The organism is Chthonobacter rhizosphaerae (assembly GCF_013839525.1).
In the GTDB taxonomy this organism is placed as follows: domain Bacteria; phylum Pseudomonadota; class Alphaproteobacteria; order Rhizobiales; family Pleomorphomonadaceae; genus Chthonobacter; species Chthonobacter rhizosphaerae.
Genome location: NZ_JACDIS010000006.1, coordinates 108,961 through 134,713, shown reverse-complemented (window position 1 = coordinate 134,713; position 25,753 = coordinate 108,961). Strand labels below are relative to the sequence as shown.

Sequence of the window (25,753 nt, the reverse complement as noted above, 5' to 3'; positions counted from 1 at the left end):
TCGGACGATCGGCCGCCCTCAATCGACGATGATCTCGCCCTTGCCGAGCGCCGCCATGTCGCCCCGATAGCGGCGCGGGTTCTTCTGCGGCACCAGCGCGCCCGTACCGGGCGCCTCCGTCTCCAGATAGCGCCTCAGCAGCGCCAGGAAGGGGAAGTCGTAGGTGCCCGTCGGCACGAAGGTCGGCTCCAGGTCCGCCACGGTCTTGCCGATCAAGGTGCCCCGCTTCATGCCGAGGCCCGCCCGGGTGCCGAGCGCGCGGGCGACGATCGTGCCGCCCACCATGCGCACGCCCGCGGCGTCGCCCACGTAGCCCTTGACCACCAGCACGCCCCGGCGCATGCGGTCGCCCGCGTAGTCCCCGACTGAGCCGCCCACCACGATCAGGCCGCCGGCCTGGCCGTGCATCGCGCCCGGAACCGCACCGCCCACCGCGTCGGCGGCGTCCCCGGCCACCCGGATCGCCCCGCCCGTCATGGCGGTTCCGAGATAGGGACCCTTCACCGAGCCGGACACCGTCACCGTGCCGGCCTTCATGGCGCGCCCGGCGTAGATGCCCACGTCGCCGTCCACCGCGATCGTGCCGCCCGTCAGGCCCCGGCCCACGTTGTCCAGCCGCTCGTGGCCGGTGATGCGGATCTCCGTCGGGTCGTCGCCGGCGATGTCGAACATGTCGCCGAGGGTGACGCCGGACCGGGTGGAGCCGATGGCCAGAGCCGCGATCTCCGCCGCCGACAGGCCCGTCAGCCGGGCCGGCACCAGGGCCGAGAGGTCCAGCCGCTCCGGCGGCGTCGCTTTCAGCGTGAAGGTCAGCGCGGCCATCAGATGAGGTCCCGAAGGTGGAAATGATGGCGGCCGAGGTTGCCGCCGTAGTTGCCCGCCGAGATGCGCTGGATGCCGCGGCCCGGGCCGAGCTCGCAGGCGGCGTGCACCGCCCGGCGCATGCTCTCCTTCACGGCGTCGAAGGTGAGCCCGTCCATCACGAGCTCCAGCACCGCCCCGGTGTCCGGGTCGAGGTTGCTGTTCGGGTTCCCCCGCAGCACCGGCGAGAAGGTGTCGTTGGTTGACGCGATCATGGCCGGATACTTGGAGCCCACCTTGGAGCCCGAGCGCACGATGCCGCCCGGGAAGGGCAGGATCACGCCCTCCACCGTGCTCGCCGCCTCCACGGCCGCCTCGGCGGCCACCAGCACCTCGTCGAAGCTGCGGCCGAGGATCAGCACGTTGCCGCCGCCGATGGTGCCCTCCATCAGGCCCGTGTCGTGCTCCACCGTGAACTCGCCGTCCATCACCGGCACGCGCCAGTAGCGGGTCTTGCCGAGCTTCTTGGAGATCTGGTGCCCGTCGCCGAAGAAGCGCAGCGTGGCGCCGAGCTTCAGGCGCTTGTCCGTGTCGAGGCCGGAGTAGCAAGCCGATCCCGGCGAGGTCAGCACGCACTGGCCCACCCGGTTGCGCAGCTGCACCTCCAGCCCGGCGCCGTCGAAGCCGAAGATCAGCGCGCGCACGCCCGGCCGCCCGTCCGGCGTCTCCTCCGGCGACAGGATCTTGTCGATTCCCGCCTCGCAGCCGCAGGCGATCACCGATGTGGCGAAGCCCGTCATGGTCTTGGCGGCGATCTCCGCCCACTTGGCGGTCGGCGCCGTGATGATCACGCCGGTCGCCGCCATGTCGAAGGCCTCGGCGAACGTGTCGTCGATGCGAACGCCGTTGAGGCTCAGGTCAGGCATGGTTCCACCTTGAAGACGTGGCGTTCGCCGAAGGCGCGCTCGGGCACCGCGAAGGCGGCGGGACCGACGCCGTACCGGTCGGTGATGTAGTCCGCCATCCGCCGCTCCATCTGGCCGTCCACGTCGGGCGCCAGGATAGACGTGCGGCCGCTGATCCAGCCGAGCGCCCGGCCGTCGCGCACCACCAGGCGGCCGTCCTTGAACACGTAGCGGGCGTTCGTGAACATCGCGGTCTTGTCCGTGAGGTCGTCGTAGACCGCCACGTCCGCCACCGCGCCGTCCGACAGGTGCCCGCGGTCGGTGATGCCGAGGATCTTCGCCGGGGCGGCGCGCGTCATGATCGCCACCTCCTCCAGCGTATACTCCCGCGTCATCTCCTCCAGGGCCGTGCGCTCGCGCGCCTTCTGGGGCATGTGCTCGATCCAGCGGGCGCGTTCTCCACTGTCCATCAACAGGTGGATGATCTGTGGATAGGTTGTGAACGACCCGCCGTTCGGATGGTCGGTCGTCATCAGCACGCGCCACGGATCCGGCGACAGCAGGAACAGCTCCAGGCCGATCGCCCACTGCAGCTGGTTGATCCAGTTCTTCCTCGCGTAGACCAGCGGCACCACGCCGCCGCCCTCCGCGTCGCCGTCGGTCAGTGAGAATTTCTTCGGGCTCGCGTAGGCGGCGCCCTGCCACTGCTTCATCAGGTCGAGCGAGATGGTCACCGTCGGGCCGAACATCACCTGGCCGACGTCGCACGTCACGTTCGGCGCCGCCGCCAGCGCCGCCGCGATCTCCTCCGCGCCGGAGGTCATCATCCCCTCGGCGTCCTTGCCGTAGGAGTAGAACTGGATGTGGGCGAAGTGCATCCGCCGGCCCTCGGCCGCCGCGATCGTCTCCTCGATCGTCTTCGGCGCGCCCGGAACGCCGAGGTTGTTCGCGTGCACGTGGAGCGGATGCGGCACGCCGATCTGGTCCACCGCCGTCAGGAGCGTGGTCAGGATCTGGCGCGAGCTCGCCCCGTAGTGCGGCACCACGTCGTCGAGTTCGAACGTGCGCAGCCCCGAGTGGAAGGCCGCCGGCCCGCCCGCGTTGATCACCTTCAGGCCGAGGCCCTTCGACGTCGCGAGCTGGTAGGCGACCGCGTCGCGGATCGCCGTCTCGCTCTCCCGGTCCCGCAGCAGCGACAGGAAGTGGTCGTCGTTGCCCACCACCGTCAGCGCGCCCCGGTCGATGATCGGGATGTCGGCGAGCTCCAGGTGCGTCTGCAGCGCCTGCGCCGGGGCGAGCGCCGGCTCCACCACCGTCGTGAAGCCCATCTCGGCGTAGAGCCGGCCGGTCTCCCAGCCGGACCACGACGCGGTGGCGAACGGCATGCCGTCCGGCCCCGCCGTCTCCGAAACGTGCAGCTCCGGCAGCAGCAGGCGCGACATGGTCACGTTGCCGCCCGCGATGTGGCTGTGCACGTCCACGCCGCCAGCCATCACGATCTTGCCGGTGCAGTCGTAGGTCTCGTCCACGGCGCCGCCCACCGGCGCCGCGGCGGCGACGCGCCCGTCCACCAGATAGACGTCGCGCACCGAGGTCGCGCCGGAGACGGGGTCTACGACGCGGCCGCCCATCAGCCTGATCGTCGTCATGGGTGTCCTCCCGGAAGGGCCGCCTCGATGGCGGTGATCACCGCCGCCACGCTCGGCAGCGGCTGGGGCGCCTTGGCGTCCACGAAGGCGAAGGCGTCGCGCACCGCATCGGTCAGCACGCCCGGGTGCGTCACGCCCGGCACGCCCACCTCGATCACCACCTCGGCGGATGCGCTCGCGCCGTGGTGGACCAGCGCCACCGTCGGCACCGACGACGCCCACGCCGGCACGTCCGGCCCGAGCGCGCCCACCCAGAGGAGGGCGTCCGCCTCGCCGGACGTCACCAGCCGTTCCGCGTCGTGCAGCCAGTCGTCCTGCACCGGATAGCCCCGGCCGAGGCCGACGGGCAGATGGTCGCCGGTGGTCCAGGCCGACACGAGGTTGGCGCCGCGCCCGTGATGGTGCGCCGGCACGCCCAGCGTCGTGAACCGGGTGTCCCGGTTCAGGTCCTTCACCAGTCCCTGAAGGCTGTCCAGCGTCACGTGGTCCACGTCGTTGGCGTCCACCACCATTACGCCGAAGGCGGCCGACTTCATCTGCAGCGCAACCGCGTCGATCGCGGTCCGGTCCGGCCCGTCCTGAGCGAGCGGCCCGATCGGCTTCTGGCCGAGCCGGGCGCGCAGCAACCCCAGCACCCGATGCAGCGGCAGGTCGTCGCCGAGCGCCGACACGGTGCCGTCCGCCGCCACGTGGGCCGGACGCGCGCCGCCGGTCGCCAGGCACAGCACGCCCCGCTCGCCGCGCCACGGGTAGAGCCCGCCGCCGTCGGCGAGCGCCCGGGCGTGATCCGCCCAGGCCACCGCGCCGGGTCCGGCGAGCACGATCAGGTCGGCCCGGTGCCGGGCCTCCGAGACGGTGGTGGTCATGACGCCGCTGTCGGCGAGCACCCGCAGCTCCACCCGCTCGTGGGCGGTCGCGGCGTGGTCGACGCTGGCCCCGATGGCGTTCGCCAGCCGAAGGGCCGCGCGCACGCCGTCCACGTCGCAGCCGAGGCCGCCGATCACCGGGTGGCGGGCCTTCGCCAGGAGGGCCGCCGCACGTCCGATCGCCGCGTCGGCGTCGGTCTCTGGTTGTCCCGTCTGGACGGACAAGCGCTCCCCCCGATCCTCGATTCTGATTTGCCGCATATTGGTCCCGCCGCTCCGGCGCGACAAGGCGGCCGGGTGGCATGGTTTGTCGCGGGGGAGAGGCGGCGCGAAACGGCCCCGAAAACCGCCGCGCCGGCCCCCGCCCGGTCATCAGGTCCGGACGCTCACTCGTACTTCACGTAGGCGAAGCGCAGGTCCTTCTGCGGCGTGCCTTCCAGGCCCTGGCCCTCCAGCCCCGGCTGCCACATCACCACCTCCTCGATCTTCTTCGCCAGCGCGAAGTCCTTGTCGGTGATGCCCTTGGCGTGGTGGTTCGTCAGCCGCACCTCCACCCAGGCGTAGGACGCCGTCAGGTCCGGATGGTGCCACGCCGCCTCCGCCAGATGGCCGACCGTGTTGATCACCATCAGCGTGCTCTTCCACGACGCGGTCTTGTAGGTGCGCCGGATCCAGCCGTCCTCCAGCCGCCAGGTCGGCAGCTCCCGCGTCAGCCGCTCGGTCACTTCCGCGTCCGTATAGGTCTTCTCCGCCATGGCCGTCTCCTCGCGCGTATCGGTTCGTCCGTCTCGTCAGCGCCGGGCCGCCTCCCGCGTCGAGGCGGTCGACGGACGGGTCGGCGGGATGATACGGAGGTCGCGTGCATTCGGCCACGCCAAACGCGCCAGGGAGAGACGAGGAATGGCTGACGGACGGGACGGCGTACGCGTTCGGGCTCCGGCGCGCCTGCATCTCGGCCTCATCGACATGAACGGCGGGCTCGGCCGGTCCTTCGGGTCGATCGGCCTCGCCGTCGACAGGCCGGCCTTCACCGTGGAACTCCGCCCCGCCGCCCGGTTGACGGTGGACGGCCCGGAGGCCGCCCGCGCGGCGCGCTACCTGTCGGAGGCCGCCGAGACCCTCGGCGTGTCCGACGCGGTCGCCCTCAGGGTCGTCGAGGCCATGCCCGCCCACGCCGGCTTCGGGTCCGGCACCCAGCTCGCCCTCGCGGTGGCCGCCGGCCTCGCCAGGCTTCGCGGCGTGCCGGTGGACCTGCGCGCCCTTGGCGCCGAGCTCGACCGGGGCGCCCGGTCCGGCATCGGCGTCGCCGCCTTTCTCGACGGCGGCTTCCTGGTCGACGGCGGCCGGAAGCCGGGGGGAGGGGTCCCGCCGCTCATCGCCCGGCTGCCGTTCCCGGAGGACTGGCGCCTTCTCCTCATGCTGGAGACCGCCGCCGAAGGCGTCCACGGGCCGGAGGAGGTCGCCGCCTTCCGCGACCTGCCGGTCTTCCCGTCCGACGCCGCCGCCCATCTCTGCCGCGTCATCCTCATGCGCCTCCTGCCCGGCCTCGCCGAGCACGACCTCGCCGCCGTCGGCTCCGCCCTCACCGAGATCCAGGCGAGCGTCGGCGACCATTTCGCCCCCGCCCAGGGCGGCAGCCGATTCGCCTCCGCCGCCGTATCCGAGGCGCTCGCCCTCGCGGCCGCCGCCGGCGCCGCCGGCGTCGGGCAGAGCTCCTGGGGCCCCACCGGGTTCGCGCTCGTCGGATCCGACGCCGAGGCCCTTGCCCTGCGGGATCATCTTGTGCGGAACTGTCACACGGCCGAGCGCTTGAACTTCATGGTGGCAACCGGCAGAAACCGGGGGGCGACGGTGGAAACCGTCAAGTGAATCAAATGTCTGGATCTATTGCGCCATAGGCGTTTCCGCACTCGGGGCGACGATCCGTCAAGAAAATCCGGGGGATATATGGCCAAGACCATCCTTCACATGATCACGCCGCTCAAGCACATGAGCCCGTTCGACGTGAACATGGCGGCTGACGCCGGTTACGACGTTCTGGCCACCTACCAGGGCGTGACTCCCGAGGAGGTCCGCGGCCTGGTCCAGGACGCCATCTTCTCCCGCTCGCCGAACGACGCGGTGCGCACCGGCATCTTCTTCGCCGGCAAGAACGCCATCCAGGCGCTCGACATGATGAAGAGCGCCGAGGAGTCCTTCGTGCCGCCCTTCGTGGTGAACCTGTTCGCCGATCCGGCGGGCTCCTTCACCACCGCCGCCGGCATGGTGGCCTGCACCGAGAAGCTCCTGAAGGACAAGTTCGGCACCACCCTCAAGGGCAAGCGCGTGGTGATCTACGGCGGCACCGGCGTGGTGGCCTTCTCGTCCGCCGTCATCGCGGCGCTCGAGGGCGCGTCCGTGGTCATTACCGGGTATGACGGCACCAAGCGCGTCACCGCCATCTCGTCCGACATGAAGGCCCGCTTCGGCGTGGACGTGGAGCCGGCCGACGGCTCCACCCCGGAGGCGAACCTCGCCGCGGCGAACGGCGCCGAGATCATCTTCTCCGCCGGCCCGGCCGGCGTGCAGATCCTCAACGAGGAGCAGATCAAGTCGGTCACCGGCCTGCTGGTCGCCGCCGACGTGAACGCCGTGCCGCCCCCGGGCATCGCCGGCGTGGACGTGATGGCCAACGGCGAGTCCATCCCGGGCACCGCCAAGGGTGTCGCCCTCGGGGCGCTCGCCATCGGCAACGTCAAGTACCAGGCGCAGCATCTGCTCTTCAAGCGCATGATCTCCACCGACAAGCCCCTGTCGCTGGACTTCCGCCACGCCTTCGAGGAGGCGCGCGCCTTCATCAAGGGATGAGCGCCGCCGGGATGACGGGCGGGGCGGACCGGCCCGTCGTCCTCATCGTCGCCCTGTCCGCGCGCGCGCTCGCCGAGGCGGCCGCGCGCGCCGGCTTTTCGCCCGTGACGGTCGACTTCTTCGCCGACGACGACACCCGCGCCGTGTCCCTCGCCGCCCACCGCTATCCGGGCGGCTGGCGCTGCGGCTTCCGCCGCGCCGCCCTCCTGCCGCTCCTGGAGGCCGCGACCGCCGGTCTCACGGTGGCCGGCGTCGTGCTCGGCGCCGGCTTCGAGGACCGCCCCCGCCTGATCGCCTCCATCGCGGCGCGCTGGCCGCTCGTCGGCTGCCCGCCCGAGGCCGTCGCCGCCGCCAAGTCTCCCTTCGGGCTCGCCGCCACCTGCGCCGACCTCGGCATCCCGCACCCGGCCGTCCGCCGCGACGTGCCGGCGGGCGACGATCCGTCCCGCTGGCTCGTCCGCCGCCGCGCCGGCTCCGGCGGCGCGCACATCACCGCGGCGTCGCAACCCGGCCCGATCCCCACCGGTCATGTCGCCATGGCGCGCGTCTCCGGCCGCCCCGTCTCCGCCGCCGTCCTCGCCGACGGCCGCGACGCCGCCGTCGTCGCCTTCACCGACCAGTGGGCGTCGCCCGCGCCGGGCGCGCCCTTCCGCTTCGCCGGCGTGCTCGGCCCCGTTGGCGTGCCGCCGCCGGTGGACGCCGCCGTCCGCGCCGCCGCCTCGGCGCTCGCCGCCCGTTTCGGCCTCAAGGGCCTCCTCAGCCTCGACCTGATGGTCGACGGCCGATCCTGGTGGCTCCTGGAGATCAACCCGCGCCCCGGCGCGTCCCTCGACGTGCTCGACGCGCCCGCCGAGCCCTGGGCCGAAGCCCCGGCCGGGGCCGCTTCGGACCCTGCGGCCGAGGGCCACGGGGCAGGGGGCTCGGAGCCCCGCGATCCCCCCGCGACGTCCCTCTTCGCCGCCCACTGGACCGCGGCCGGCGGGACGATTCCGCCCGTCCGGATCGCCGATGCGACAATTCGCGCGACGCTTGTGGTCTACGCGGAAGCCGATTATCCCCCCGTTCCCGCCGCCTCCTGGCCGGCCTGGGTGCTCGACCGGCCGGCCGCCGGATCGCGCCCGACGGCCGGCGAGCCGCTCGCCACCGTGGCGGCCTCGGCGGCGACCCGAGTTTCTGCCGAACGGCTCCTGACCAGGAGAGCCGACGCGTTGACTGAGATCCTGAGAGGAATTGAGGCATGACCGCAGCTTCCACCCGTCCGAGCGTCGGCGCTCTCGTGATGCCGTTGGTGGAGGCCTTCGCGGCCGACGCCGACCGCCTACGCGTGAAGGTCTCGTCCGGCCCGCGCGGCTGCCGCCTGATCGACGCCGGCGCGTCCGTGCCGGGCGGCCTGGAGGCCGGGCGCCGGCTGACCGAGATCTGTCTCGGCGGCCTCGGCCAGGTCTCCATCGTGCCGACCATCGCCACTCTCGGCGTCTGGCCCTACTCGATCCAGGTCGGCTCCACCGATCCGGTCACCGCCTGCCTCGGCAGCCAGTATGCCGGCTGGGCGCTCGCCGGCGGCGAGGACGATCCCAACTGGTTCGCCCTCGGCTCCGGCCCGGGCCGCGCCACCGCCGCCGTCGAGACGCTCTACGAGGAGCTCGGCTACAAGGACGATGCCAGCGGCATCGCCCTGGTGCTCGAGGCGGCCTCGCCGCCGCCGGAGAGCGTCGTCGCCAAGGTCATGGAGGCGACCGGCGTCGCCGCCGACGGCATCACCTTCCTCTACGCGCCCACCCAGTCGCTCGCCGGCGCCACCCAGGTGGTCGGCCGGGTGCTGGAGGTGGCGCTCCACAAGGTCCACACGCTGCACTTCCCGCTGGAGCGGGTGGTCGACGGCATCGGCGTCGCGCCGCTCAGCCCGCCGCACCCGGACTTCGTCACCGCCATGGGCCGCACCAACGACGCCATCATCTACGGCGGCCGCGTCCACCTCTACGTCACCGGTCCGGACGACGAGGCGGAGAACCTGTCGAAGAACCTGCCGAGCCGCTCCTCGCGCGACTACGGGTCTCCGTTCGCGGAGGTTTTCAAGAAGTTCAACGGCGATTTCTATGCTATCGACGGCGCGCTCTTCTCCCCCGCCGAAGTGGTGGTGACGGCCGTCGACAGCGGCCGGTCCTTCCGCGGCGGCGCCGTTGCGCCGGATCTCGTCGATGCCTCGTTCGCCTGATGTGTCCCCCGGTCGCGTGGTCGTCTTCACCGACCAGGCCGACTGGCACCTGAAGCGGGTCAGGTCCGCGCTCCACGCCGCCGGCGTGGAGCCGGTCGTGTCCTCCCTCCGCCAGGTGGTGTTCGACGTCGGCGCCCGCGAGCCGCTCGCGATCCCGGGCCTCAACGGCCGGCTCCCGCGGGCGGTGCTCGTCCGCGGCATCGCCGCCGGCAGCTTCGAGGCGATCACCCTCAGGCTCGGCGTGCTCCACGCCCTCGCGGACGCGGGCGTCACCGTCTGGAACGGCGCCCGCGCCATCGAGAAGTGCGTCGACAAGGCCGCCACCAGCGTCGCCCTGGTGCGCGCCGGCCTGCCGACGCCGCGCACCCTCGTCACCGAGAGCCGCGGCCGCGCGCTCGATTTCCTCGCCGCCGAGATCGGCTTCGGCAACCAGGTGGTCCTGAAGCCCCTGTTCGGCAGCCAGGGCAAGGGCCTGAGGCTCCTCGCCCGCATCCGCGACCTGCCCGGCGAGGACGACGTCTTTGGCGTCTATTATCTCCAGCGCTTCATCCCCGCCCGCGACGGCCGCTTCAAGGACATCCGCGCCTTCGTGTCCGGCGGCCGGATCGTCGCCGCCATGGTGCGGGTCGGCGCCACCTGGATCACCAACGTCCACCAGGGCGCCACGCCCGAGCCGATCCGCCTCGATTCCGCCTCCGAGCGCATGGCCCTCGCCGCCGCGGCCGCCGTCGGGGCCGACTTCGCCGGCGTCGACCTCATCGAGGCGCCCGACGGCGGCATGATGGTCCTGGAGGTCAACTCCATGCCCGCCTGGCGCGGCCTCCAGAAGGTCGCCGGCTGCGACGTCGCCGCCGCCGTGGTGTCCGACTTCCTCGCCGCCGCCGGCCTCGTCCCCGCGGCCCCGCAACTGGTCTCGTCGTGAGCGCCCCCTCCGGACCCGCCGTCGACCCGCGCCTCGCGGACGCCTTCCTCGCCGCCTGCCTCGCCGAGCTGCGCGCGCCGAAGCCCGGCAACGTCCACGACTTCGCCCCCGGCCACCGCATGACCGTCGCGGATTTCGAGACGAGCGCCGCCGTGTCCGCGCCCTACATCGCCTGGCGGGGCGCCCGCATCGGCGACCGGGTGCTCGGCGCCATGCGGGCGACCGTCGCGGCGGTCGGCTGCAACACCAATCTCGGCATCCTGCTTCTCACCGCGCCGATCGCTATGGCGGCGGGGCAGGGCGGTGATCTCCGCCGGGAACTGCATGCGATTCTCGCGAATACCACGGTGGAGGACGCCGAAAAGGTCTTCGAAGCCATCCGGATCGCGAATCCGGGCGGACTCGGCCGCTCCGAGAGCCACGACGTGGCCGCCAAACCCCTGGTCACGTTGACGCAGGCCATGGCGGAAGCGGCCGATCGCGATCGGATCGCGCTGCAATTCGTCACCTGTTTTGATGATCTTTTCTCGATCGGGCTCCCCGCCTGGAGGAGATCGGAGCCGGCCGGTGACCCTCTTCGTCGCACTCTGGCGGTGTACCACGCCTATGCGTCGGCCATGCCGGACACCCATGTCACTCGCAAGCACGGACCGGAAGTTGCGGAAGCCACACGGATAAAGTTCGCCGAACACCGCGAAGCGTTTGCGAATTATGACATTTCGCAGCTCTTGAATTACGACCGCGAGTTGAAAGTTCTCGGCGTGAATCCTGGGACCTCCGCCGACCTTACGGTAGCAACCGAATTCCTCGCTCGCGCCCTTGAAGATAAGTGAGAATACGTATACGCCGTCCCTTGCCGCGTGGGGAGGGGCGGATTAGGCTCCCTCCCGTCTGGCAACACCTCGTGTCCGGCCAACCGGTTTGGTTCGCCAAACGCAGAAACAAGGATCGACGGGGGGCGGTCGTTGCGAGCGCGACGTCCGTTAGTTCGGTTTATTTTTGGGAGGTTAGACCGATGGCGAAGATTAACAAGGTTATGCTCGGCGAGGCGCTCGTCGGCGACGGCAATGAAGTCGCCCACATCGACCTTATTATTGGGCCGCGGAACTCGGCCGCTGAGGTCGCGTTCGTGAACGCCCTGTCCAACAACAAGGACGGCTTCACCACCCTGCTCGCGGTGATTGCGCCGAACCTGCCGTGCAAGCCCAACACGATCCTGTTCAACAAGGTCACCATCAAGGGCGCCAAGCAGGCCGTCCAGATGTTCGGCCCGGCCCAGTACGGCGTCGCCAAGGCGGTGCAGGATTGCGTCGCCAACGGCACCATCCCGGTCGAGGAAGCCGACGACCTGTACATCCTGGTCGGCGTGTTCATCCACTGGGAGGCGGATGACGACGCCAAGATCCAGCAGTACAACTACGAGGCCACCAAGCTCTCGATCGAGCGCGCCGTCGCCGGCAAGCCGACTGCGGCTGAAGTCAATGCCCAGAAGGACTCCGCTAAGCACCCCTTCGGCGCTTAGATCCGGGACAACTCTGGGCAGGCCTCTGCCCCGGCGATGCCGCGGTCACTGCTCCAGCGGTTGATGGCCAAGTTCTTTGGATGATGACGGATAGGATCGGGGCGGCTTCGGCTGCCCCTTTTCATTTCGGCGGCCGCTCCCTCGGAGTCCGTTCGTCGACCTCAAGCGCCGCGCGCGCCCTGCCTCGGCCTCACGCCCCGCGCGCGCCCTCCGGCGGCCTCGCGCCCTTCGCCGACCTCGCGCCCTACCTCGGCCTCACGCCCCCGCGAGCCGCGCCAGCGCCGCCCCGTCCAGCCGCCCGTCGTGGAGCGCGGTGGCCACCAGGGCCCCGGCGATTCCCGCCGCCTTCAGGCGGACGAGATCATCCTCGCCGCGCACCCCGCCCGCCGCGAACACCCGCCGGCCCGGTCCGGCCGCCTCGCGCACCGCCGACAGCCGCGCCTCGTCCGGCCCGCCGTCGGTGCCCACCCGCGCCAGCGTCATCACGATCACGTCCCGCGGCCAGGCCGACGGCGTCGTCAGAATGGCCTCCGGCCCCACGAATCCGTCCCGGAAGTCCAGCGAGAGCACCGCGTCCGGCCCCGCCGCCGCCAGGGTCTCCGGCCCGGTCTGGCTCTCGCTGCCGATCACGGGCCGCACGCCCATCGCGGCGGCGCCCGCCGCCATCGCCGCGTCCGCCGCCCCTTCGTCCAGCCAGATCTCCAGCCCGGGACGGGCCTTCAGCAGCGCCGCCGCCAGCGGCCTGTTGCCGCCACGCCCTTCGATCGCGTCCAGGTCCGCGATATAGAGCGCTTCGAACGGATGGACGCCGAACAGGCCGTCCACCACGTCGGACGCCGACGCCGACCGGCAGAGGGGCGACACGATCGGCCGATAGGACGCCCGGTCGCCGGCTCTCGCCCGGACCACGACGCCGTCCTTCAGGTCGATCACGGGGATCACGCGCATAGCCATCGTGCCATTCATGATGGGGAAAGGGACCGGGACGATGACACTCGCGGGCACGACGGCACAAGCGGCGATCGGCTGGGACATCGGCGGCGCGCACCTGAAGGCCGCCCGCGTGGAAGGCGGGCGCGTGGTCGCCGTCGCCCAGGAGCCCTGCGCCCTCTGGCAGGGGCTGGACCGCCTGGAGGCCGCCTTCGACGCCATCGGCGCGCGCCTCGGCGCCGCGCCCCTCAACCCCGCCACCATGACCGGCGAGCTGGTCGATCTCTTCGACAGCCGCGCCGCCGGGGTGGACGCGCTCGCCGCCGTCGCCGCCCGCCGCCTTGCGGGCGTCTCCATCTACGCCGCCGACCGCGGCTTCGTGTCCCCCCTGGAGGCCGCCCGCCACGTGGACGCGATCGCCTCCGCCAACTGGCACGCCACCGCCGCCCTCGTCGGCGCCCGCCTCGCCGACGCGCTCCTCGTCGACATGGGCAGCACCACCACCGACGTGATTCCCGTCCTCGCCGGCCGGGTCGCCGCGCGCGGCCGCACCGACGCGGGCCGCATGGAGGCGGGTGAGCTCGTCTACACCGGCGCCACCCGCACCCCCCTCATGGCGGTCGCGATCCGCGTGCCGGTGGCCGGCCGCTGGACCACCCTGATGGCCGAGCACTTCGCCACCATGGCCGACGCGAACCGTCTGCTCGGCCGCCTCGCCGACGGCGACGACCAGCACGGCACCGCCGACGGCCGGGGCAAGTCCGTGCCGGAGAGCCGCCTGCGCCTGTCGCGCATGACCGGCCGCGACGTGGCCGACCTGCCGGAGGCTGCCTGGACGGCGCTCGCCCGCGCCTTCGCCGAGGCGCAGGTCCGCTCGGTCCACGACGCCGCGCTCCTCTGCCTGTCCGCCCTGTCGCTGCCCGACGCCGCTCCGGTGGTGTCCTGCGGCATCGGCCGGGCGGCGGTGGCCGACGTGGCGGCCCGCCTCGGCCGGCCGCTCGCGCCCGTGGAGGACCTGGTCCCGCTCGCCGACCCCGCCGACCCGTCGCTCCGCGCCTGGGCGGGCGCGTGCGCGCCGGCCGTCGCCGTGGCCCTCCTGGCGTCCGCCGACCCGTCAACGTCGACAGGTTCGTGACGATTCAGCAACAGTTCATGTCGACTCGCGATCGCCTCCCGCGGGCCGGCGGTCGTGCCCCTATTCAGCCATTTTCCGGCGTGAGCGTCCCTCCCGGGGCGTGAGATCGAAACCGGGGCTCGGCACAGGAAGCCGAAGGTTCGATCCGAGGTGGTCGAATGCGTTTGTTGGCGGTCTGGGCAGAAGAAGCGGAACAGGATCCGCGTCACGGGTCATCGAAGATCGGTAAAGGGCGTGCGCGCGACTCGGTCGTCGGCAACGCATTCTTCACCAGCCGATCAGTTCTCGGCGCCCTCAAGAAGACTGTCCGGCGTGGCCGTAGAAATGCCGAAAATCTGTTCAATGGTGGCACGATCGGGGCACGGGACGTTGACGTGGTCCGGGTTTCGTCCTGGCGGAATGCTGGGAGGCGCGTCCTGCGTCTTTCGCACCTGCCGGAACGTCATGCGGCAACTTCGGCCGACGTAGAAGAGAACTCGGCGTTTACGGGTCGCGTGTCACGGTGGGCTTGGGTGGAGGAAAGACCGTATCCCATTGACGATGCTGGTACGCATCGGCCCGCGGCCACTGTCGCGGGGCGGGTTGCGGGTCTGTGCGCCTTCCACATGTCGCCGAAGCGTCCAGAAGGGCGCGTAGGGCTTGCGAGAAGAACGGGCATGGCGAAGGTCGGGCAGGTGGCAGTGAACGGTTGGATGGCCCTTTGCGTCAGCATGGCGCTCTGCGCGTCGCCGGCGGCGGCATTCGACCTGCCGGGCGAAGGCTCGCAGAACTGGAGCGACCAGGACGTCATCGAAGCCTTCCGCGAAGGCACCCGCGCCTATTACGCCGGCGACACCGCCTCCGCGCTCGACGGTCTCCAGGCCGCCGCCCAGAGCGGTCATCCGGCCGCCCAGTGGAAGCTCGGCCGCATGTACCAGAACGGCGACGGCGTCGAGGAGGACGACCTCAAGGCCTTCGACTACTTCAACCAGGTCGTCGCCGCCCACGCGGAGGACAGCCCCACGTCGCCCCAGGCGCCGTTCGTGTCCAACGCCTTCGTGGAGATCGGCTCCTACTACATGACCGGGATCGACAACGCGCTCCGGCCGAACATGAACCGGGCGCGGGAGATCTTCACCTACGCGGCGTCCTACTTCGGCGACGCGCTCGCCCAGGTGAACCTCGGCCGCATGTTCCTCGACGGCATCGGCGGCGAGCGGGATCCCCGTCAGGCCGCGCGCTGGTTCCTGCTCGCGGCCCGCAAGGGTCAGGTGGACGCCCAGGCCCGTCTCGGCAGCATGCTGTTCAACGGCGAGGACATCGAGCCCAACCCGGTGCACGGCCTCATGTGGCTGACGATCGCCCTCAAGCACTCGCGCGCCACCGGCCGCGACGAGGAATTCGTGCGGCTCGAGCACGAGAAGGCCTTCGCCGTCGCCAGCGAGGACGTCCGCCGCAAGGCCACCCGTCTGGCCGACCAGTGGCTCGCCGACAACCAGTCCATCATCGCCGCCGGCCAGTAGGCCAACGGCTTTCGGTTTGGAGATTATGTACCTCCCGCACCACCCGAATTAGATGTATGGTTACCGAGGTTCACAACCTTTGAGTCTCGGAGGGTGGGATGGCTGGTTTTACTTACTGCGTGACGTTCCGGATTGCCGATAAGACTGTTAAGGGCAAGACCTACAATGAGCGTAGACTTAGGTTAATAGAGAATGCGCGGACGAATGGTTTGAGTTTTTGGGATGGGACAACTTCATTCATTTTAGTTGAATCGTCTCTCGATACTTATGGTTTTGCAGAAATGGTGTTTGCTGGCCTGAGCGAAGCCGATGACATGGTCTTTGTTTTCGACCCGACAGATATGTCTGGAGCTTACTTCGGCGTGGTGCCAGATAGAAATGTGCTGCTATCGTTCTTCCCGAAAGCAAAAAAACTCTCGTGAATGCTCATTAGCACGTTGAGCAATCGCGCGAGCCGAAGAACGAACCTAAATCTAAACCTGCGTATGGCTGACTCCAGCAAAAAGGCCGGCTCAAGTATATAACCGCCTTCCGTCCGGCGGGCCCTCAGGGCGCCTCGAACCGCAGCCTCGCCACCACCGGCACGTGGTCGCTCGGCTTCTCCCAGCCGCGCACGTGGCTGACGATCTCGCACGCCTCCAGCCGGTCCGCCGCCTGGGGCGACAGCAGCAGGTGGTCGATCCGGATGCCCCAGTTCTTCTGCCACGCGCCGGCCTGATAGTCCCAGAACGTGTACCGGCCCGGCGAATCGTCCGTCGCCCGGAGCGCGTCCGTGTAGCCGAGGTTGAGGAGCGAGCGGAACGCCATCCGGCTCTCCGGCTGGAACAGGGCGTCGTTCATCCAGGCGCGCGGGTCGTGGACGTCCTTGGCGTCGGGAATCACGTTGTAGTCGCCGGCGAGCACCGTCGGCTCCTCCAGCGCCAGCCTGTCCCGCGCGAAGGCCTCCAGCCGGCGCATCCAGGCGATCTTGTAGTCGAACTTCTCCGTGCCGATCGGATTGCCGTTCGGCAGGTAGAGCGACACCACCCGGATCACGCCGCCCTTCACCGAGAACACGCCCTCGATGAACCGCGCCTGCGCGTCCTCGTCGTCGCCCGGCAGCCCCCGGTTCACCTCGTCGAACGGCAGCTTCGACAGGATCGCGACGCCGTTGAACCCCTTCTGCCCGTGGGTCTCCACGTTGTAGCCCAGCCGCTCGAACTCGGCCCTCGGAAAGGCCTCGTCCACCGACTTGATCTCCTGCAGGCACACGACGTCCGGCGACGCCTCCCCGAGCCAGCTCAGCGCCGTCTCGATCCGGGCCTTGACCCCGTTGATGTTCCAGGTGGCGATCCGCATGCGGGGCTCCAGTGCTCGGACAAGACGGCCGCCGGCGCGGCCACACCCGCTGGAGCTATACAGATCCGCCGCCGAAGGAAAAGATGCCCGACCCTCCACCCTCCACCGTCCCGGTCTGCGCAGGCGGACCACCCCCGCATTCCTTCCCGCCCCTCGCCCCCGCCTCAGGTGCTATCGTCTCCCCGCCGAATCGCCCGCTCTCCCGATGCTCTCCGAACTCGCCCACGCCCTCGTCACCCCCGCCACGCTGGAGGCCCGCCGCAGCGGGCTGCTCGCCGACAAGGTGAGCCTCTGGTCGCGCTCCCGGCGCTTCCGCGCGGCGTGGGCGCCCCACAAGGCGCGGTCGCGGGCGGCGGTCGACAGGGCGATCGACGCGGTCACCCGAAGGCGCACCGCGGTCGTCCTCGGCTCCGGCCTTCTGGACGACGTGCCGATCGACCGCATGGCGTCCATGTTCGGCAAGGTGGTCCTCGTCGACGCGGTCCATCTCGCCGCCGTCCGGCTCGCGGTCTGGCGCAAGGGCTGGCGGAACGTGGAGTTCGTGACCGCCGATCTGTCCGGCTTCGACGAGGCCCTGAAGCGCGAGCGCTTCCGCCGGGCCGTCACCGGCGGCGAGATCGGCGGCCGGCTGGACCCGCTCGCCTTCGTGCGCCGCATGCCCGAGGTGGACCTGGTCGTCTCGGCCAACCTCCTGTCGCAGCTCGCCTTCACGCCGTCCCGCCGGGCCGAGACCGTCGACCCGAAGTTCACCGTCCCGCCCGACGTGACGCGCCAGCTCGTCGCCGCGCACGTCTATTCGCTCGCCGGCATGTCCTGCCGGTCGGTTCTCGTCACGGACACGGATTACGTGGTGGTCGACCGCGAGGGCAACGTGATCGACGAGCAGGATGTCCTCCACGGCGTCACGCTGCCGGAGGAGACGGAAAGCTGGGAGTGGACCGTCGCGCCCTACGGCGAGGAGAGCCCGGACACGGCGCGCGTCCACCACGTGGTCGCCATCGACGACGTGGCGCTCGACCTCGCCTGAGCGCCGCCCGGAGGAGCGCCGCCCGGAACCGGGTCAGATCGCGAAGCTGGTGCCGCAGCCGCAGGACGCGGTGGCGTTCGGGTTGCGGATCTGGAACGACTGGCCCATCAGGTCGTCCACGAAGTCGATCTCCGAGCCGGCCATGAAGGGCAGGGAGGTCGGGTCGATCAGCACGGTCGCGCCGTCCTTCTCGATCACCAGGTCGTCCTCCGCGCGGGCGTCGGTCAGGTCGAACTTGTACGAGAAGCCCGAGCAGCCGCCGCCCTCCACCGAGACGCGCAGCGCGCCCGCCGTCGGGTCCTTGTCCATGATCTTGCGGATCCGGCGCGCGGCACGGTCCGTGAGCATCACGCTGTCGATCGCGTCCACGGTCATCGGCGACCTCTGTCCTCTCGCGGCCGCGAGGAGGGTTCCGCCTGGAACCTGCAGCCGGCTTGTCATCTTCGTCTGCCAATAGGTAAGTAGCCAAGACGGAACGGTCAATCGACCGCAACGACCGTCAGGCATGCGGACGGCGCCGGCGTGGCCGGTCGGGGAGGGTGCGTGGTCGTCACACTGGGCTTCGGCGTGGAACCGCGGGCGCGCTACGCCGTGGACCCCGCCCGCACGCGCGGTCGCCTGAAGGACGAGCCGGCGAGCCCCACGCGCACGCCCTTCCAGCGCGACCGCGACCGCATCATCCACTCCACCGCCTTCCGGCGGCTGAAGCACAAGACGCAGGTGTTCGTCTACCACGAGGGCGACCACTTCCGCACCCGCCTCACCCACACCATCGAGGTGGCCCAGATCGCCCGCGCGCTCGCCCGCGCGCTCCGCCTCGACGAGGACCTCGCCGAGGCCCTGGCGCTCGCCCACGATCTCGGCCACACGCCCTTCGGCCACACCGGCGAGGATGCGCTCGACGCCTGCCTGGAGGACCACGGCGGCTTCGACCACAACGCCCAGTCCCTGCGCATCGTCACGCTGCTGGAGAACCACTACGCCGAGTTCGACGGCCTCAACCTCTCGTGGGAGACCCTGGAGGGCCTCGTCAAGCACAACGGCCCCATGATCGACCCCGCCGGCAACCCGGTGCCGCGCTACGCCGCCCGCGGCCTGCCGCTCGCGCTCACGAGCTATCCCGCCTGGCGCGACCTCGACCTCCACACCTGGCCGAGCCTGGAGGCCCAGGTCGCCGCCATCGCGGACGACATCGCCTACAACGCCCACGACATCGACGACGGCCTTCGCGCGGGCCTCTTCGACCTCGCCGACCTGACGGACCTGCCGCTCATCGGCGGCTTCCTCGCCACCATCGCGGCCCGCTATCCCGGCCTCGACCGCAACCGCACCATCCACGAACTCACCCGCCGGCTGATCACCGCCATGGTGGAGGACGTCATCACCGTCGCGATCCACAACCTCGACGCCGTGAAGCCCCAGTGCGCCGACGACGTCCGGGCGGCGGGGCGCGCGCTCGCCACCTTCTCGGCGCCGATCGCGGCGGTCGACAAGGCCATCAAGGCCTTCCTCTTCCCGCACGTCTACCGCCACCCGGACGTGGTGCGCGTGCGCGCCAACGCGGACCTCATCGTCCGCGACCTCTACGACCATTTCGTCGCCCGGCCCGACACCCTGCCGGACGAATGGCGCGCCGGCCTGGAGGCCTGCGACGACCACACGCTCGCCCGCCGGGTGGGCGACTACATCGCCGGGATGACCGACCGCTTCGCCGTCCAGGAGCACCGGCGCTGGTTTGACGCCACACCGGAATTGCGCTAGGCGAGCCTCGGTTTTCCGGGTTTTTGGCAGGTGTGGCGATGAACGTGTTCCAGGTGTTCGGCGATCGGATCCGGGCGGCGATCCGCGGGCTCGATCTCGGCGTGGCCGAGGCCGACCTCGGCCGCGTCGCCGTGGAGCCGCCCCGCGACGCCAGCCACGGCGACATCGCCACCAACGCCGCCATGGTGCTGGCCAAGCCGCTCGGCCGCAAGCCGCGCGACCTCGCCGAGGCGATCGCCGCCGCGCTCCGCGCCGACGCGGACGTGGAGGCCGTCGACGTCGCCGGCCCAGGCTTCATCAACCTGAAGATCGCGCCCGGCTTCTGGGCCGGCCTCGTCAAGGCCATCGTGTCCGATCCGGCCGGCTACGGCCGCTCGGCCCTCGGCCGCGGCCACAAGGTCAACGTGGAGTACGTCTCCGCCAACCCGACCGGCCCCATGCACGTCGGCCACTGCCGCGGCGCGGTGGTGGGCGACGCGCTCGCCGGCCTTCTCGCCTTCGCGGGCAACGACGTCACCAAGGAATACTACATCAACGACGCCGGCGGGCAGATCGACGTCCTCGCCCGCTCCGCCTTCCTGCGCTACCGGGAAGCCCTTGGCGAGACCATCGAGATCCCCGAGGGCCTCTATCCGGGCGACTATCTCGTCCCCGTCGGCGAGGCCCTGAAGGCCGCCCACGGAGACGGCCTCCTCGCCATGGACGAGGCGGACTGGATGCCGCTCGTCAAGCCGGTCGCCGTCGTCATGATGATGGACATGATCCGCGAGGATCTCGCCATCCTCGGCGTCGAGCACGAGGTCTTCTTCTCCGAGAAGTCCCTCCACGACCGGACCGGGACCGCCCCGTCCGAGATCGACGCCATGATCGAGGACTTCCGCGGCCGCGGCCTCGTCTACCAGGGCAGTCTGCCGCCGCCCAAGGGACAGTTGCCGGACGACTGGGAGGACCGGGAGCAGACCCTCTTCCGGGCGTCCGCATACGGCGACGACATCGACCGGCCGCTCCAGAAGTCCGACGGCAGCTACACCTATTTCGCCGCCGACGTCGCCTACATGCGCTCCAAGGTCCAGCGCGGCTTCGACGAGATGATCTTCATCCTCGGCGCCGATCACGGCGGCTACGTCAAGCGCCTGGAGGCCGTCGGCAACGCCATCTCGGGCGGCAAGGCCAAGGTGGTCGTGCGCCTCTGCCAGCTCGTGAAGCTCTACCGGGCCGGCGAGCCGGTGAAGATGTCCAAGCGCTCCGGCGACTTCATCACCCTGCGCGAGGTGGTGGAGGAAGTCGGCCGCGACGCCGTCCGCTTCATGATGCTGATGCGCAAGAACGACGCGCCGCTCGACTTCGACTTCGTGAAGGTCAAGGAGCAGTCCAAGGACAACGCGGTCTTCTACGTCCAGTACGCCCACGCGCGCTGCCACTCGATCTTCCGCCAGGCGCGCGAGCAGGCGCCGGACCTCGCCGACGCCGACCCGGCGGACGCCCCGTTCGAGACACTGGACGACCCGGCAGAGCTCGCCCTCATCCGGCGTCTCGCCGAGTTCCCGCGCGTGGTGGAGAGCGCCGCGGAGGCGCACGAGCCGCACCGGATCGCGTTCTATCTCTACGACCTGTCGGGGGATTTCCACGGGCACTGGAACAGGGGCAAGGACCAGCCGCGTTTGCGGTTCGTTAACCCTGTTGATCCAGTCTCGACCCGAGCCCGTCTCGCTCTCGTCCGGGCCGTTATGATTGTTATTCAGTCGGGTCTCGGTATACTCGGCGTGAATGCCCCGGACGAAATGCGTTGACCGTCGGCACCAACGATCGTCGTCGAGCCGCAGCCTGAACGCGGATGGACGAAGGTCGGTGACAGAAAGACCCGTACCCGATGTTCAACATGCGTCGCGCCCACAAGTTCCAGGAACCCGTCCATCCCGCCGGCGCCCACGGGCACCACGGCTGGGATGACGAGGAGGCCATGGCCGAACTGGCCCGGCTCGTGGACGAGGATCTCCAGGCCACCGTCCGCCGCCAGAACTCCCCCCACGATCTGGTGGAGGCGCTCGCGACCGAGTTCGATCGGGACTACGGCTCCATGGAGCCGGTCGATCTCGACGGCTCCCGGTCCGCCGGCCGCCGTCCGCAGGTCTACGACGCCTGGGACGACGACGCCCTCCAGGCCTATTCCGACGATCTCATCTCCTTCACCGAGTCCGAGCCGGACCGGTTCGAGGAAGGCATGCTGCCGCCGCACTCCTACGACGAGGAGCGGGCCGCCCCCGCGCCGCGCCGTCGGTCCGGCCTGATGGCGCTGGCCGGCCTCGTGGTCCTCGCCGGTGTCGGCGGCGTGGCCTACGGCCTCATCGGCGGGGTCGGCGGCATCGGCGAGCCGCAGCTCGTCCGCGCTCCGGAAGGCCCCTACAAGGTGATCCCGGACGCGAGCGAGCAGGCCGCCGAGACGGCCGACGCCTCGCCCGTGTTCAGCCCGCGCGAGGCCCTGCCCGAGAAGGGCGAGGACCGCCTCGTCGCCCGTCCTGAAACCGTGCCCGACCTGCCGGGCGTCACGGTGCCGGGCTCTCGGGTCATCCTGCCGAACGGCGACGAGGTCCTGCCCGAGGCCGAACTGGTGGACGCCGGCCCGCGCCGCGTCCGCACCGTGCTCGTCAAGCCGGACGGCACCATCATCGAATCCCCCGACGGGCCGCCGCCGTCCCTCGCCAACCGCGCCGCTCCCGCGCCGGCTCCGGCCGATGCCGCTCCCGGCATCGACGGCGACCCGATGACCACCGCCGGCATCCTGCCGAGCCCCGAGCAGGTGGACCCCATCGCGTCGCTCGCCAACGCGCCGGCGGTTCCGGTCGCCACCCAGCCGGCCAGCATGGAGCCGCTGCCCCCGCTCGGCGCGCCGACCGACACGGTCGCCGCCGCGCCGACGCCCGTCGGCGAGCCCCTGGCCCAGCCGCCGGTGGCCGAGGCCGCCCCGGTCCAGGTCACCGCGCCCATGCCGGTCCGTCGCCCGGACGTGCCCCGGTCCGCCGCTCCGGCCGAGCCGGCCCCGCAGGCCGCCGCGCCCACCCAGGTCGCCACCGCCGATCCGTTCGCGTCGGCCGCCCCAGCCCCCGCCGCTGCCGCCCCGGCCCCCGCCGCTGCCGCGCCGGCCGCGTCCGGAGCCGCCGCCTACGTGCAGATCGCGTCCCAGCGGTCGGAAGCCGCCGCCCTGTCCAGCTTCCAGGCGCTGCAGAAGAAGTTCCCGTCCATCCTCGGCGGCGTGACGCCCGACGTCCAGCGGGCCGATCTCGGCGACAAGGGCATCTACTACCGGGCCCGCGTCGGCAAGCCGACCCGCGAGGCCGCCGTCAGCCTGTGCGAACAGTTGAAGGCCGCCGGCGGCGACTGCCTCATCGCCCGCAACTGAGCGCGGCGATCAAGTCCAAGGCCCGCGTCGCGCCTCCGGCGTGGCGCGGGCCTTCGCGTTCCGTCACCCGTCCGCGGTCCTGTCGGCCGGCGGACGTCCCAAGAGGCCCGTCATGCCCCGCGCCTTCATCACCGGCGTCTCCGGTCCGGCTCTCACCGATGCCGAGCGCCGCTTCATCGCCGACGCCGACCCGTGGGGCCTCATCCTGTTCCGCCGCAACGTGGGCGCGCCCGACGAGGTCCGCCGCCTCACGGACGACTTCCGGGCCGCCGTCGGCTGGGCGGCGCCTGTGCTCGTCGACCAGGAGGGTGGCCGCGTCCAGCGGCTGACCGCCCCGCACTGGCGCAAATACCCCTCCGCCCGCCGCCTCCTGGAGGCCGCCTCGGGCGACCTGACCCTGGTGCGCGATGCCGCCCGCGCCATGGCGGCCGACCTGCGCGCCGCCGGCATCACGGTCGATTGCGCGCCCTGCCTCGACCTCGGCCTGCCGGGCCAGAGCACCGTCATCGGCGACCGCGCCTTTTCCGGCGACCCGGCCGTCGTCACGGCCGCGGGCCGCGCCGCCGCCGTCGGCTTCCTGGCGGGCGGCGTCCTGCCGGTGATCAAGCACATGCCCGGCCACGGCCGGGCGCTCGTGGACAGCCATCATCACCTGCCGGTGGTGGAGGCCGCCTACGACGACCTCGCCGCCCTCGATTTCGCTCCCTTCATGGCGCTCGCGGACCTTCCCGCAGCCATGACGGCCCATATCGTCTACACGGCCATCGACCCGGACCGTCCCGCCACCCAGTCGCCGATCGTGATCGACGAGATCATCCGCGGCGTGATCGGTTTCGACGGCCTCCTTCTCTCCGACGACGTGTCGATGAATGCCCTCGAGGGCGCGGTCGGCCTTCGGGCCGAGCGGTCCCTCACCGCCGGCTGCGACATCGCCCTCCACTGCAACGGCCTGATGGACGAGATGGAGGCGGTCGCCGCCGTCGCCCCGGTCCTCGCCGGCCCGGCCCTGGAGCGCGCCACGCGGGCGTTGAGCGCCATCGCCGAGCCGGATACGGTCGACCTGGAGGCCATCCACGCCCGGCTCGACCGGGCGCTCGCCGAGGCGACCGACGCCGGCATCTGACGGCCCGCGCGGGCGAGACGGGGAGGGGCCTCCTATCGGGAGCGGACGGGGCGGATGAGCGAGGCGAAGGACGAGGTCGCAGCCGGTGCGGATCCCTGGTCGTCCCCCGGGGCGGACCGGATCGCGCCCGGCGAACCGTCGCTCATCGTGGACGTGGAAGGGTTCGAGGGGCCGCTGGACCTCCTCCTCACGCTCGCCCGCACCCAGAAGGTGGACCTCGCCCGCATCTCCATCCTGGCGCTCGCGGAGCAGTACCTGGTCTTCGTGGAGGAGGCCCGCCGCCTCCGCCTGGAGCTCGCCGCCGACTACCTCGTCATGGCGGCCTGGCTCGCCTACCTGAAGTCGCGCCTCCTGATCCCCGATCCGCCGGCCGACGACGACGAGCCGACCGGCGAGGAACTCGCCGCCCAGCTCGCCTTCCGGCTCCGCCGCCTGGAGGCGATCCGCCGGGCCGCCGACCATCTGATGGACCGCTCCCGCCTCGGCCGCGACGTCTTCGGCCGGGGGGCGCCCGAGCCCGTGGTCGTGGACCGCCACACGGTCTGGGACGCCACGCTCTACGATCTCCTCGCCGCCTACGCGGCCGACCGCCAACGCCACATGGTCACCCGCGTCCACGTGCGCCGCCGGGCCGTCTGGTCGCTCGTGGAGGCGCGGGACATCCTGACCCGCCTGATCGGCCGCCACGGCGACTGGTTTCCCCTGGAGACCTTCCTCAAGCCCTACATGACGACCCGCGACCTCGCCGCCACCGTCCGGGCGTCCACCTTCTCGGCCACGCTCGAACTGGTCCGCGAGGGCAAGATGGAGCTCCGCCAGTCGGAGGCCTTCGGCCCGCTCTACGTCCGCGCTGCCGCCCCCCGGGCGGTGGACCTCGACGCGCTCTCCGAGGAGAACGCCGGCGACGGTCCGGGCGGGGAGGGGCACCCATGACCGCCGCCCCGGACGAGGACGACCAACCCGCGCCGCCGCTGCCGGACGGCCCGGAGGAGGTCCGCCTCTTCGCTCACCGGATCGTGGAGGCGCTGCTCTTCGCTTCCGCGACCCCGCTGTCCGAGGCCGCCCTCGCGGAGCGCCTGCCCGCGGGCGTTCCGGTCGGCGAGATCCTCGCCGACCTCCAGGCCCTCTACGCCGGGCGCGGCGTCACGCTCGCCAAGGTCGGCGGCCAGTGGATGTTCCGCACCGCCGACGACCTTTCCTTCCTTCTTCGCCACGAGGCGCGGGAGCAGCGCAAGCTGTCCCGCGCGGCCCTGGAGACCCTCGCCATCGTGGCCTACCACCAGCCCGTCACCCGGGCGGAGGTGGAGGAGATCCGCGGCGTCAGCACCGTGAAGGGATCCATGGACGTCCTGATGGAGATCGGCTGGGTGCGCATGCGCGGCCGCCGCCGTTCGCCCGGCCGTCCGGTCACCTACGGCACGACGGAAGCCTTCCTGGTCCACTTCGGGCTCGACGGCCTGTCCGACCTGCCCGGCCTCGACGAGCTGAAGGGCGCCGGCCTGATCGAGGGCACCATCCCGGCCGGCTTCTCCATCCCGGTTCCGAAGGACGGCGGCCTCGGTCCCGACGAGGATCCGCTCGACGACGACCCGACGGACGGCGATCCGCCCGACCTCGTCGAGGAGGACGCCGACGAGGCGGCGGAAGACGACATGGACGACGACACGCCCGACGGTGGGACCGGTTTTCCGCCCTCGATTTCCGACAAAACCGATGTCGGGGGGCGGTGAACGCACGTCCGCCGTTCACCCGCCTTTGAGCTTCGCATCCGGCTCGAACCTGATAGTAAGGGCGCGAAATCCACCACGAGGTT

Annotated in this window: 25 protein-coding genes; 17 read left to right on the top strand and 8 right to left on the bottom strand. The window is 71.2% G+C overall.

Annotated elements, in window-relative coordinates; translation table 11 throughout:
- Nucleotides 1–18: 18 nt before the first annotated feature.
- The 5 genes from HND91_RS12635 to HND91_RS12615 form a co-directional block, all read right to left on the bottom strand.
- Nucleotides 19–822, bottom strand: a complete 804-nt coding sequence (locus HND91_RS12635) for a formylmethanofuran dehydrogenase subunit C (protein WP_181706937.1) — start codon at nt 820–822, stop codon at nt 19–21.
- Nucleotides 822–1,727, bottom strand: a complete 906-nt coding sequence (gene fhcD, locus HND91_RS12630; protein ID WP_181706936.1) for a formylmethanofuran--tetrahydromethanopterin N-formyltransferase — start codon at nt 1,725–1,727, stop codon at nt 822–824. Before fhcD ends, HND91_RS12635 begins: the two co-directional genes overlap by 1 nt.
- Nucleotides 1,715–3,355, bottom strand: coding sequence for a formylmethanofuran dehydrogenase subunit A (locus HND91_RS12625; RefSeq protein ID WP_181706935.1), 1,641 nt, complete (start codon nt 3,353–3,355; stop codon nt 1,715–1,717). The genes fhcD and HND91_RS12625 overlap by 13 nt, the downstream gene beginning before the upstream one ends.
- Nucleotides 3,352–4,446, bottom strand: coding sequence for a molybdopterin-binding domain-containing protein (locus tag HND91_RS12620; RefSeq protein ID WP_181706934.1), 1,095 nt, complete (start codon nt 4,444–4,446; stop codon nt 3,352–3,354). Before HND91_RS12620 ends, HND91_RS12625 begins: the two co-directional genes overlap by 4 nt.
- Before the next feature lie 161 nt (nt 4,447–4,607).
- Entirely contained in the window at nt 4,608–4,976 is a 369-nt protein-coding gene (locus HND91_RS12615; protein WP_181706933.1) for a 4a-hydroxytetrahydrobiopterin dehydratase, read from the bottom strand.
- A gap of 145 nt (nt 4,977–5,121) precedes the next feature.
- Between HND91_RS12615 and HND91_RS12610 the strand changes: the two genes are divergently transcribed.
- The 7 genes from HND91_RS12610 (at nt 5,122) to fae (ending at nt 11,727) form a co-directional block, all read left to right on the top strand.
- Nucleotides 5,122–6,090, top strand: a complete 969-nt coding sequence (locus HND91_RS12610) for a beta-ribofuranosylaminobenzene 5'-phosphate synthase family protein (RefSeq protein WP_181706932.1) — start codon at nt 5,122–5,124, stop codon at nt 6,088–6,090.
- Nucleotides 6,091–6,168: 78 nt separating this feature from the next.
- Nucleotides 6,169–7,068: an NAD(P)-dependent methylenetetrahydromethanopterin dehydrogenase gene (locus HND91_RS12605; RefSeq protein ID WP_181706931.1), complete on the top strand. Its 900-nt coding sequence runs from the start codon at nt 6,169–6,171 to the stop codon at nt 7,066–7,068.
- An 11-nt stretch (nt 7,069–7,079) separates the two neighbouring features.
- Complete coding sequence (locus HND91_RS12600) at nt 7,080–8,309, top strand: ATP-grasp domain-containing protein (protein ID WP_181706930.1); 1,230 nt, start codon at nt 7,080–7,082, stop codon at nt 8,307–8,309.
- The gene (gene mch / locus HND91_RS12595; protein ID WP_181706929.1) at nt 8,306–9,283 is read left to right on the top strand and encodes a methenyltetrahydromethanopterin cyclohydrolase; all 978 of its coding nucleotides are present in this window, start codon (nt 8,306–8,308) and stop codon (nt 9,281–9,283) included. The genes HND91_RS12600 and mch overlap by 4 nt, the downstream gene beginning before the upstream one ends.
- Nucleotides 9,267–10,205, top strand: a complete 939-nt coding sequence (locus HND91_RS12590; RefSeq protein ID WP_181706928.1) for a RimK family alpha-L-glutamate ligase — start codon at nt 9,267–9,269, stop codon at nt 10,203–10,205. The genes mch and HND91_RS12590 overlap by 17 nt, the downstream gene beginning before the upstream one ends.
- Nucleotides 10,202–11,038, top strand: a complete 837-nt coding sequence (locus HND91_RS12585) for a triphosphoribosyl-dephospho-CoA synthase (protein ID WP_181706927.1) — start codon at nt 10,202–10,204, stop codon at nt 11,036–11,038. The genes HND91_RS12590 and HND91_RS12585 overlap by 4 nt, the downstream gene beginning before the upstream one ends.
- Nucleotides 11,039–11,220: 182 nt before the next feature.
- A complete protein-coding gene (fae, locus tag HND91_RS12580; protein ID WP_181706926.1) occupies nt 11,221–11,727 on the top strand; it encodes a formaldehyde-activating enzyme in 507 nt (168 codons plus the stop codon).
- A gap of 255 nt (nt 11,728–11,982) precedes the next feature.
- Here the strand turns inward: fae and HND91_RS12575 are convergent, their stop codons facing one another.
- Nucleotides 11,983–12,681 carry a HisA/HisF-related TIM barrel protein gene (locus HND91_RS12575; RefSeq protein ID WP_343057333.1) on the bottom strand — a complete coding sequence of 233 codons (699 nt, stop codon included), beginning with the start codon at nt 12,679–12,681 and terminating at the stop codon, nt 11,983–11,985.
- A 34-nt stretch (nt 12,682–12,715) separates the two neighbouring features.
- Between HND91_RS12575 and HND91_RS12570 the strand changes: the two genes are divergently transcribed.
- The 3 genes from HND91_RS12570 to HND91_RS12560 all read left to right on the top strand — a co-directional run bounded on the left by HND91_RS12570 (nt 12,716) and on the right by HND91_RS12560 (nt 15,716).
- Nucleotides 12,716–13,792: a hydantoinase/oxoprolinase family protein gene (locus HND91_RS12570; RefSeq protein WP_181706925.1), complete on the top strand. Its 1,077-nt coding sequence runs from the start codon at nt 12,716–12,718 to the stop codon at nt 13,790–13,792.
- Nucleotides 13,793–14,448: 656 nt separating this feature from the next.
- On the top strand, nt 14,449–15,294 hold the full coding sequence (locus HND91_RS12565) for a tetratricopeptide repeat protein (RefSeq protein ID WP_246329459.1): 846 nt from the start codon (nt 14,449–14,451) through the stop codon (nt 15,292–15,294).
- Nucleotides 15,295–15,392: 98 nt separating this feature from the next.
- Nucleotides 15,393–15,716: a hypothetical protein gene (locus tag HND91_RS12560; RefSeq protein ID WP_181706924.1), complete on the top strand. Its 324-nt coding sequence runs from the start codon at nt 15,393–15,395 to the stop codon at nt 15,714–15,716.
- 124 nt (nt 15,717–15,840) lie between these two features.
- Here the strand turns inward: HND91_RS12560 and xth are convergent, their stop codons facing one another.
- Complete coding sequence (gene xth / locus HND91_RS12555; protein ID WP_181706923.1) at nt 15,841–16,632, bottom strand: exodeoxyribonuclease III; 792 nt, start codon at nt 16,630–16,632, stop codon at nt 15,841–15,843.
- A 205-nt stretch (nt 16,633–16,837) separates the two neighbouring features.
- On the opposite strand from xth, the gene HND91_RS12550 reads away from it, so the two are divergent.
- Nucleotides 16,838–17,659 (top strand): hypothetical protein, encoded by an 822-nt coding sequence (locus HND91_RS12550; RefSeq protein ID WP_181706922.1) that lies wholly within the window; start codon nt 16,838–16,840, stop codon nt 17,657–17,659.
- Nucleotides 17,660–17,692: 33 nt separating this feature from the next.
- On the opposite strand, the gene erpA is transcribed toward HND91_RS12550, so the two are convergent.
- Nucleotides 17,693–18,019: an iron-sulfur cluster insertion protein ErpA gene (erpA, locus tag HND91_RS12545; RefSeq protein WP_181707142.1), complete on the bottom strand. Its 327-nt coding sequence runs from the start codon at nt 18,017–18,019 to the stop codon at nt 17,693–17,695.
- A 183-nt stretch (nt 18,020–18,202) separates the two neighbouring features.
- Here erpA and HND91_RS12540 point away from each other — a divergent pair, with 183 nt between their 5' ends.
- The 6 genes from HND91_RS12540 (at nt 18,203) to scpB (ending at nt 25,670) form a co-directional block, all read left to right on the top strand.
- Nucleotides 18,203–19,420 (top strand): deoxyguanosinetriphosphate triphosphohydrolase, encoded by a 1,218-nt coding sequence (locus HND91_RS12540; RefSeq protein ID WP_181706921.1) that lies wholly within the window; start codon nt 18,203–18,205, stop codon nt 19,418–19,420.
- Between the two features lie 38 nt (nt 19,421–19,458).
- Complete coding sequence (gene argS / locus HND91_RS12535) at nt 19,459–21,210, top strand: arginine--tRNA ligase (protein WP_181706920.1); 1,752 nt, start codon at nt 19,459–19,461, stop codon at nt 21,208–21,210.
- A gap of 80 nt (nt 21,211–21,290) precedes the next feature.
- Complete coding sequence (locus HND91_RS12530) at nt 21,291–22,817, top strand: SPOR domain-containing protein (RefSeq protein ID WP_181706919.1); 1,527 nt, start codon at nt 21,291–21,293, stop codon at nt 22,815–22,817.
- A gap of 112 nt (nt 22,818–22,929) precedes the next feature.
- Complete coding sequence (gene nagZ / locus HND91_RS12525; RefSeq protein ID WP_181706918.1) at nt 22,930–23,940, top strand: beta-N-acetylhexosaminidase; 1,011 nt, start codon at nt 22,930–22,932, stop codon at nt 23,938–23,940.
- 54 nt (nt 23,941–23,994) lie between these two features.
- A complete protein-coding gene (locus HND91_RS12520; protein WP_181706917.1) occupies nt 23,995–24,873 on the top strand; it encodes a segregation and condensation protein A in 879 nt (292 codons plus the stop codon).
- A complete protein-coding gene (gene scpB / locus HND91_RS12515; RefSeq protein ID WP_181706916.1) occupies nt 24,870–25,670 on the top strand; it encodes an SMC-Scp complex subunit ScpB in 801 nt (266 codons plus the stop codon). Before HND91_RS12520 ends, scpB begins: the two co-directional genes overlap by 4 nt.
- Nucleotides 25,671–25,753: the final 83 nt, after the last annotated feature.

Coding starts and splice junctions, on each gene's coding strand:
- scpB (WP_181706916.1), top strand. CDS start 24,870: ATGACCGCCGCCCCGGACGAGGACGACCAACCCGCGCCGCCGCTGCCG.
- HND91_RS12605 (WP_181706931.1), top strand. CDS start 6,169: ATGGCCAAGACCATCCTTCACATGATCACGCCGCTCAAGCACATGAGC.
- HND91_RS12600 (WP_181706930.1), top strand. CDS start 7,080: ATGACGGGCGGGGCGGACCGGCCCGTCGTCCTCATCGTCGCCCTGTCC.
- HND91_RS12635 (WP_181706937.1), bottom strand. CDS start 822: ATGGCCGCGCTGACCTTCACGCTGAAAGCGACGCCGCCGGAGCGGCTG.
- HND91_RS12530 (WP_181706919.1), top strand. CDS start 21,291: ATGTTCAACATGCGTCGCGCCCACAAGTTCCAGGAACCCGTCCATCCC.
- HND91_RS12560 (WP_181706924.1), top strand. CDS start 15,393: ATGGCTGGTTTTACTTACTGCGTGACGTTCCGGATTGCCGATAAGACT.
- HND91_RS12625 (WP_181706935.1), bottom strand. CDS start 3,355: ATGACGACGATCAGGCTGATGGGCGGCCGCGTCGTAGACCCCGTCTCC.
- HND91_RS12575 (WP_343057333.1), bottom strand. CDS start 12,681: ATGGCTATGCGCGTGATCCCCGTGATCGACCTGAAGGACGGCGTCGTG.
- HND91_RS12615 (WP_181706933.1), bottom strand. CDS start 4,976: ATGGCGGAGAAGACCTATACGGACGCGGAAGTGACCGAGCGGCTGACG.
- nagZ (WP_181706918.1), top strand. CDS start 22,930: ATGCCCCGCGCCTTCATCACCGGCGTCTCCGGTCCGGCTCTCACCGAT.
- HND91_RS12520 (WP_181706917.1), top strand. CDS start 23,995: ATGAGCGAGGCGAAGGACGAGGTCGCAGCCGGTGCGGATCCCTGGTCG.
- HND91_RS12610 (WP_181706932.1), top strand. CDS start 5,122: ATGGCTGACGGACGGGACGGCGTACGCGTTCGGGCTCCGGCGCGCCTG.
- xth (WP_181706923.1), bottom strand. CDS start 16,632: ATGCGGATCGCCACCTGGAACATCAACGGGGTCAAGGCCCGGATCGAG.
- HND91_RS12590 (WP_181706928.1), top strand. CDS start 9,267: ATGCCTCGTTCGCCTGATGTGTCCCCCGGTCGCGTGGTCGTCTTCACC.
- fhcD (WP_181706936.1), bottom strand. CDS start 1,727: ATGCCTGACCTGAGCCTCAACGGCGTTCGCATCGACGACACGTTCGCC.
- HND91_RS12550 (WP_181706922.1), top strand. CDS start 16,838: ATGCTCTCCGAACTCGCCCACGCCCTCGTCACCCCCGCCACGCTGGAG.
- argS (WP_181706920.1), top strand. CDS start 19,459: ATGAACGTGTTCCAGGTGTTCGGCGATCGGATCCGGGCGGCGATCCGC.
- fae (WP_181706926.1), top strand. CDS start 11,221: ATGGCGAAGATTAACAAGGTTATGCTCGGCGAGGCGCTCGTCGGCGAC.
- HND91_RS12565 (WP_246329459.1), top strand. CDS start 14,449: ATGGCGAAGGTCGGGCAGGTGGCAGTGAACGGTTGGATGGCCCTTTGC.
- mch (WP_181706929.1), top strand. CDS start 8,306: ATGACCGCAGCTTCCACCCGTCCGAGCGTCGGCGCTCTCGTGATGCCG.
- HND91_RS12570 (WP_181706925.1), top strand. CDS start 12,716: ATGACACTCGCGGGCACGACGGCACAAGCGGCGATCGGCTGGGACATC.